The 6,983-nt window shown below is 35.1% G+C and carries 8 protein-coding genes; 5 read left to right on the plus strand and 3 right to left on the minus strand.

Annotation, left to right across the window (positions count from 1 at the left end; all coding sequences use genetic code 11):
• Positions 1-163: 163 nt before the first annotated feature.
• Positions 164-709: a hypothetical protein gene (locus FJR05_RS16705; RefSeq protein WP_168645149.1), complete on the plus strand. Its 546-nt coding sequence runs from the start codon at positions 164-166 to the stop codon at positions 707-709.
• A 21-nt stretch (positions 710-730) separates the two neighbouring features.
• Positions 731-973: a hypothetical protein gene (locus tag FJR05_RS16710; protein ID WP_168645151.1), complete on the plus strand. Its 243-nt coding sequence runs from the start codon at positions 731-733 to the stop codon at positions 971-973.
• A gap of 119 nt (positions 974-1,092) precedes the next feature.
• On the opposite strand, the gene FJR05_RS16715 is transcribed toward FJR05_RS16710, so the two are convergent.
• On the minus strand, positions 1,093-2,436 hold the full coding sequence (locus FJR05_RS16715; RefSeq protein WP_168645152.1) for a DEAD/DEAH box helicase: 1,344 nt from the start codon (positions 2,434-2,436) through the stop codon (positions 1,093-1,095).
• Positions 2,437-2,975: 539 nt separating this feature from the next.
• Between FJR05_RS16715 and FJR05_RS16720 the strand changes: the two genes are divergently transcribed.
• Positions 2,976-4,178, plus strand: a complete 1,203-nt coding sequence (locus tag FJR05_RS16720; RefSeq protein ID WP_168645154.1) for a DNA cytosine methyltransferase — start codon at positions 2,976-2,978, stop codon at positions 4,176-4,178.
• A gap of 16 nt (positions 4,179-4,194) precedes the next feature.
• Here the strand turns inward: FJR05_RS16720 and FJR05_RS16725 are convergent, their stop codons facing one another.
• Positions 4,195-5,070 carry a Cfr10I/Bse634I family restriction endonuclease gene (locus FJR05_RS16725; protein WP_168645156.1) on the minus strand — a complete coding sequence of 292 codons (876 nt, stop codon included), beginning with the start codon at positions 5,068-5,070 and terminating at the stop codon, positions 4,195-4,197.
• 263 nt (positions 5,071-5,333) lie between these two features.
• Here FJR05_RS16725 and deoC point away from each other — a divergent pair, with 263 nt between their 5' ends.
• Both deoC and FJR05_RS16735 read left to right on the plus strand, forming a co-directional pair.
• Entirely contained in the window at positions 5,334-6,020 is a 687-nt protein-coding gene (deoC, locus tag FJR05_RS16730; RefSeq protein WP_168645158.1) for a deoxyribose-phosphate aldolase, read from the plus strand.
• 355 nt (positions 6,021-6,375) lie between these two features.
• The gene (locus FJR05_RS16735; protein ID WP_168645160.1) at positions 6,376-6,873 is read left to right on the plus strand and encodes an SET domain-containing protein; all 498 of its coding nucleotides are present in this window, start codon (positions 6,376-6,378) and stop codon (positions 6,871-6,873) included.
• Here the strand turns inward: FJR05_RS16735 and FJR05_RS16740 are convergent.
• Positions 6,860-6,983 (minus strand): transposase (locus tag FJR05_RS16740; protein ID WP_168642427.1); only part of this gene is annotated, 124 nt, incomplete at its 5' end. The two genes, FJR05_RS16735 and FJR05_RS16740, sit on opposite strands and share 14 nt — an antisense overlap.

The following is a 6,983-nucleotide window of genomic DNA, read 5'->3' on the forward strand; positions in this document are numbered from 1 at the left end:
TCGCTGGTTTTGGTCTTAGCACACTCAAGCAATTATTTAGAATGAAATAGCCCTGGGTATTGAGGAAACGAGGAGATAAGTGGAAAGATAATCCTCAGCGGCACAATATTTCCTTACAAGAATCAATAATAATTTTGGAGAAAAAATAGTGTCGGAGAAATATATGTCGGTTGAAAATTTTGGTAGTGCTATAGGTGAAGCTATTGGTGCATCTATGGAGAAAGCACTTGAGGAAAAACTAATTGAAATAGCAGATTTATATGGTTGTCATTATTTAACTTCTGGTGTAAGAAACACAAAGAGTGGAACGAAAGTAAAGAAGCTATTAATGTCAGATAACTATGGGAATGAATATGATATTGACGGAGTTTTTGCTAATGAAAATATGCAGCCGTTAATTTTATTTGAATCAAAATATATAAGATACAAAAAACATAATAGAGACAAAGCAAGCTGGATTTGTAACGCTCATTCTGCCGTGAGACGAAGATATCATAGTATAAGAAGTTCCATAGCTGTTTTAGCAGGTAATTGGAGTGGCTCATCACAAGCTATGATGAAAAGCAATGAGATAAACTTATTTTTTATTCCATTTGAATTGATTTGTGAATTATTGCTAGAAGTAGGTATTGAATTTTACTGGGGAGAAAAAGAAAAAATAAAAGCAAAAGATGCTTGGTATAAGTACAATAACCTCACCTCTGAATAAAAAACTTTAATAGGAAGAAAAATGGTAAGTTTAATAGAGGTGCAGTTAATTTCCTTGATTGAAAATATCTTAGATGAATCAATTGAGCGACAGGTTAAGAAAATTGTCGTGGAAATTGTTTCCAGCTTAGGAGAAGTCAAAGTTTTTGAGTTTAATACTATAGAAAATGCACTTGAATTTTTAGGACAAGATGATTTAAAAAGTGTGTTTCTGATAACAGATTCTCTTTCATTATTTTATCCACCGCCAATCTTTGATGACTAAAATTTAGATGTTAGATTACTCCGTAATATCAATCTGTAAACATGACATTCCTAAAATTTAAGTAGTTATTTTTGTGTTGGGTTGTACTTTGTTCAACCCAACCTAAGAAAAATCAGTTATTACCGACGTTTACCAGAACGACGTGGTGTAGGAGAACTAGAACCGGGTTTTTTATCACCTGCGGCTGTCCGGGAAGAAGGTTGTCTAGGTGATTTTGAAGAAGCAGATTTAGGCGCAGAACGACGGGTCCGCTGATTTCCACCACCACCTGAAGGCGGTTTACGTCCATTGGGAATTGGTTCAGCCTTAATTTCCGGGTTGACTCCAAAACCATCTACCATTTCTTTCGGTAAACGTTGCTCAATTAGGGTTTCGATATCTGCTAATAAATGATGTTCATCAACACACACCAGGGAAATCGCTTGACCTTCCGCACCAGCGCGTCCAGTCCGACCAATGCGATGCACATAATCTTCTGGGACATTGGGTAAATCGTAATTAATAACGTGAGGTAGTTCGCTAATGTCAAGACCCCGTGCAGCAATATCCGTTGCTACCAATACCTGCAAAGTCCCATCTTTGAACTTGGCTAAAGCGTGAGTTCGCGCTCCCTGACTCTTGTTACCGTGAATGGCGAGCGCTTGAATTCGATCTTCCCCCAACTGCTTCACCAACCGGTCAGCGCCATGCTTGGTGCGGCTAAATACTAATACCTGATACCATTTGTTTTCTCGAATCAAATGAGACAGTAATTGCCGCTTTCGTTCTCTGTCCACATGATAAACTTTTTGTGATATCGTTGCCGCAGTTACGTTTCGGCGTGCGACTTCAATCATAGTCGGATTATTTAGTAACCCAGCCGCAAGAGTTTTAACTTTATCAGAGAAAGTGGCAAAAAATAGCAAATTCTGCCGCTGTTTAGGTAAAAGTGAAAGAATCCGCCGGATATCATTAATAAACCCCATATCCAGCATTCGGTCTGCTTCATCCAGTACCAACACTTCCACACGAGACAAATTCACAGTCCCTTGTTGGACATGATCTAACAATCGTCCTGGAGTTGAAACCAAAATATCTACACGGGTTCTCAATTTCTGTTTTTGGGGACCAATACTCACCCCCCCAAACATCACCATTGAATTCAGATTCAAATATTTACCATAATCACGAACACTTTCTTGCACCTGTGCAGCGAGTTCACGGGTAGGAGTCAGAATTAAGGCGCGAATTGGCGGAAATCCATGAGAATTGCTAGAAATGCCCTTATTTGCAGACAAACGATGTAACAATGGCAGAGTGAAACTGGCAGTTTTACCAGTACCCGTTTGCGCTCCAGCCATAATATCACCACCAGACAATACCACAGGGATAGCCTGTGTCTGGATTGGTGTAGGTTTATCATATCCCCGCTCAGTGACAGCACGAACAATTTCTGGGGACAAGCCGAGATTAGAAAAAGACATAGAACTCCAAGAATAACATCGGCCTGTCGCCAATCACGGCTTCAGTCTTAGGCGGACGAATGGTTTAAAATACTAAATGGGCAGTAAGCACCAAGACTAGGAGCAAATCCCACAGCCTCCTATCATAGCAGAATTATGGTGAAATATGAAACTATAGGAATTATCCCTTATGCCACTTGTACCAATAGTAATATAAATAGGCTGAATATTCTTTGTAATTTATCCATTTTAGTAATGATTTAGATGATTACAAAATATAGAATCTATTGATTAATGTGAAAATTCAAATTTTCCACGACGTAACTAAACCGCCTACGATTAAAATCGCAGTCTAATAGCCAAAGTCCACTGAAGTGGACTGAAAATCAATCTTTAGTCTACTTTAGTAGACTTGAGCTATTAGACAGGAAATTAATTCCCTGGCAGAATAAGTTTAGAAGATAACCAACATAAATTTTTTCACAAAAATGATATTAATTAATAACTAATGTAAGTTATAATAGCAATAATTCAATAAAATTTTCCTTAAATAGTATGTTATGTCAGTGATCAATTGTCCGACTATTTTCTCCTTTTTCTCTGGCTCAGGATTCCTCGATTTAGGATTTGAAACCAGCGGCTATAAAATTGCTTATGTCAACGAAATATTTCCTCCATTCATGTCGGCATATCGCTATTCAAGGGAAAAACTCAACCTCCCCCAACCTGAATATGGATATCATCAAGGTGAAGCCGCAGACGTAAGCAAATTAATAGCAGGAACACCAGCACAACGATTAAATGAATTAGTCAAAGATTCCCGTAAATCAAATAATATAATAGGCTTTATTGGTGGTCCACCCTGTCCTGATTTTTCAGTTGGTGGTAAAAACAAAGGACATTTAGGCGATAATGGTAAACTCTCATCTGCTTATGTTGAATTAATTTGTCAAAATTTACCCGATTTCTTTTTATTTGAAAATGTCAAAGGTTTATGGAGAACAACAAAACATCGTTTATTTTTTGAGGAACTAAAAATCAAATTACAACAAGCAGGTTATACTTTAACAGAAAAATTGATTAATGCCATTGAGTACGGTGTACCCCAAGATAGAGATAGAATTATTCTCATTGGGTTTAGAGATAATTTTCTAAAAAATATAGGAATGAAAGTTGGTAGCTACGATGTACTACCCCAAGGTGCTTTTCCTTGGAATAATCATATTTTATATCCTCAAGAAAAAGTTTTTTCCTACCCTTGGCGTAAAAGTGAACCCTTTAAAGAAAATTCTATATTTCCTTGTCCTGATGATATTCCTGAAGAACTAACTGTTGAATATTGGTTTAGAAAAAATAATGTTCTCAACCATGCAAATGCTAAACACTATTTTCAACCAAGGGCAGGTATCGTAAAATTTGCTGTTGTTGATGAAGGAGATGATTCTAAAAAGTCTTATAAACGTTTACACAGATGGCGTTATTCTCCAACAGCTTGCTACGGCAATAATGAAGTGCATTTACATCCCTACAAAATTAGACGTATTTCTGCTGCGGAAGCTTTAGCTATACAATCTTTGCCTGAAAATTTCGTACTTCCTGAGAATATGACGCTCACAAATATGTTTAAAACCATTGGTAATGGTGTGCCATATTTGACAGCTAAGGCATTGGCTAAAACTATTCTTAAATTCTTAACTACTAGAGAACAGTTTTATGAAGAAAAAGTCAATCAGCAATTATGTTTACCATTGAAATTAGGTTAGATAATTTTATAATCACCTATTTCTCAATAGCTGCTATCACTAAGGGTAATAAATCTGCTTTTCTAGCATATAAATAAGTAGCGTCAACTAGTTGAAAATTTTCTTCTAGAGCTATACCATGAGGAGCTATTGCCGAATTAAATATAGTTTTATCCGCAGCAGTTAATTCACTGACAACCATGTAATATTTCCAGCTTTGCTTTAATACATGACCCATTGCTTTAATCATAGCTGCTTCAAACAAAGGCTGATAGCGCCGATCTGGACGATTTGAAGTTTTTAGAGAAACTGCTGCTTTGATATCTTCTATATGTAATTTTCCTTTGAAAAAGTTATATAGACCTAAACTATCTGGATCTCTCACTTGTTCCTGTAAAAAGAAATTAACATCTTTTGAATAGAGAGAATTTTCTACATCAATAATAATATAATCTGGGCTAGGCATAAAAATTCGCTCTTTAAATGGTTGGATTTTTGATAAATAATTATTGATATTACAAAAATCTTCTGGGGCAAAAAGATTTAAAAAATTGGAATATGATTCCTTTGATCCTTTTATTTTAGATTGTGAATTTGGAAGAGCGAATGTAGCTATACATTTCCCAGTTTTTGTATTTATGTCAAAGATAATTTCAGATAATAAACTTGTTGCTATATATTCATTCCATCCTCCTATAGCCTTATTTAAAGCACCTACTTCAGGATTTTTTGAATACTTTTCTCTAAAAGCATTAATTATTTCATTTTTTATCCATTCTAAAATTTCACTAACTGATAAGTTTTCAGCTAGTTTAATTACTATCTTAGGAGATAAATGTTTATATATATCTTTACTATTTATACTAACTTTACCATTCGACTTTTCTGTAAACCAGGCTGTATCAGTAAGCATTTATTGTTCTTTTGGTTACAATGAGGGGTAAATTCTTTTAAATAAATATTTTGGTCTAGAATGTACCACTATTTTTATAACCTGATAAACGATTGATGTCAACTATAATACTGATAATAGATTAATAATACTTGAAAAGCTGAGATACAAAACTCATTTCAACGGCTGCTTTTGAAATAGACTTATAATATATGTGGTTTAATATATAAGAAATACTTTAATTTTCATCAAGTTTAATAAACTTTACACCCAAAGCAAAAACGATGGCAGCAGACTATCCAAATATTGATATTGCACCATTTATTGACCACTCTTTGCTATTACCAATTGCAACTCCAGAGCAGATTAGTCAATGGTGCGACGAAGCATATAGATATAACTTTGCAGCGGTTTGTGTGAATCCCTGTTATGTTAAGCAAGTAGCCGAACTTTTGTATAAAAAAAATCCTCAAATTTGTACAGTCATTGGTTTTCCCAATGGTGCAAATACTTCAGCGGTAAAGTTATATGAAGCCAAAGAAGCAGTAGATAATGGTGCTACTGAGTTGGATGTAGTGATTAATTTAGGGTGGTTAAAAGCGGGAAAAACAGAGGAAGTTCACCGAGAAATTGCCACAATTTGTGAAGAAGCTGGACAACCTGTAAAGGTAATTTTAGAAACTAGCTTGCTGACGGATACAGAGAAACAAATCGCTGCGGAACTGGCTTTGGATGCTGGTGCTGCATTCTTAAAAACCAGTACAGGTTGGAATGGTGGCGCAACTGTAGCTGATGTGAAGCTTTTGAAAGAGATAGCAAAAGATCGTGTGGGCATCAAAGCATCAGGAGGTATTCGCACTCATAATGATGCCTTAGAGTTAATTATGGCTGGTGCGACTAGATTAGGCACATCTCGCGGTGTGGATTTACTTCGTCAACGTCATCATCCAGAAAAAGAAATAATTAATTGATACCTACCAGATGATCAGGTAATTTCACAAATTGACTAGACAATAGTTAGTTTCTATTGTAAGATTTGCCCTGACTACGCTATTGTAACCCTCTGGTATTATTTTCCCCAACGAAAATCTGAGAGTGGTAATGTGGAATTGAATGTATCCTTTATTTAGCAATGTTTTTGGCTATCTATTAATATTCCAAAATGTTTTCAATATTTTGTTTTTAATAAGAAGTTGAAATGCTTTCTATGTGTATATATGGATTTAAAAATTAGGAACTGATGTTTTTGATTCCCACTTTACCGGAAGAGGATTATATATAAATTCATATATAATTCTGTAGTTAACAAATAAAAACTCAAAGAATATGACACTGAATACACTAAGTAGTAATTGTCTAAATATTTTCGTTGACAAATGCAGTTTTGGTAGGGGAGTATTTGCTGCTAAAAATATTGCTAAAGGTGAAGTTATTCTCACATTTTCTGGCAAGATAATTACCCTAGATGAAGCTTTAGCAAAGGGAGAAACTTCCGGTAATCCATTGCAAATAGATACTAAAACATACATAGACATAGAAGAACCTGGGGTGATTGTTAATCATCATTGCAATCCTAACGCCGGAATTATCAATACATATACACTACTCGCTTTGACTGATATTTGTAAGGGTGAGGAGATTTTCTACGATTACTCTACGACTATGAGTGAGAATTCATGGACAATGGAATGTGGATGTTCCGCAACTAATTGTCGAAAAATAGTGAAAGATTTTCATTATTTGCCATCAAGTATTAAACAAAAATATCTAGAATTAGGTATAGTACAGAAATTCGGCTCTTGCGTCCCTTTTATGGAGAATTAATACTAAAGTGCCAGTTTAATAAACTACGTAATCTAAAATTACTAAAGTTACGAAATCCATATCCAAGTCTTTTGATTAATTTGAGTTTATTATTAATTCCTTCTACAGTA

Origin of the sequence: Dolichospermum sp. UHCC 0259, assembly GCF_009711935.1 — a bacterium.
Taxonomy (GTDB): domain Bacteria; phylum Cyanobacteriota; class Cyanobacteriia; order Cyanobacteriales; family Nostocaceae; genus Dolichospermum.

Excerpts from the sequence above, each read along its gene's own strand:
- FJR05_RS16725 (WP_168645156.1), bottom strand. The coding sequence starts at position 5,070 with ATGCTTACTGATACAGCCTGGTTTACAGAAAAGTCGAATGGTAAAGTT.
- FJR05_RS16720 (WP_168645154.1), top strand. The coding sequence starts at position 2,976 with ATGTCAGTGATCAATTGTCCGACTATTTTCTCCTTTTTCTCTGGCTCA.
- FJR05_RS16710 (WP_168645151.1), top strand. The coding sequence starts at position 731 with ATGGTAAGTTTAATAGAGGTGCAGTTAATTTCCTTGATTGAAAATATC.
- deoC (WP_168645158.1), top strand. The coding sequence starts at position 5,334 with ATGGCAGCAGACTATCCAAATATTGATATTGCACCATTTATTGACCAC.
- FJR05_RS16735 (WP_168645160.1), top strand. The coding sequence starts at position 6,376 with ATGACACTGAATACACTAAGTAGTAATTGTCTAAATATTTTCGTTGAC.
- FJR05_RS16715 (WP_168645152.1), bottom strand. The coding sequence starts at position 2,436 with ATGTCTTTTTCTAATCTCGGCTTGTCCCCAGAAATTGTTCGTGCTGTC.
- FJR05_RS16705 (WP_168645149.1), top strand. The coding sequence starts at position 164 with ATGTCGGTTGAAAATTTTGGTAGTGCTATAGGTGAAGCTATTGGTGCA.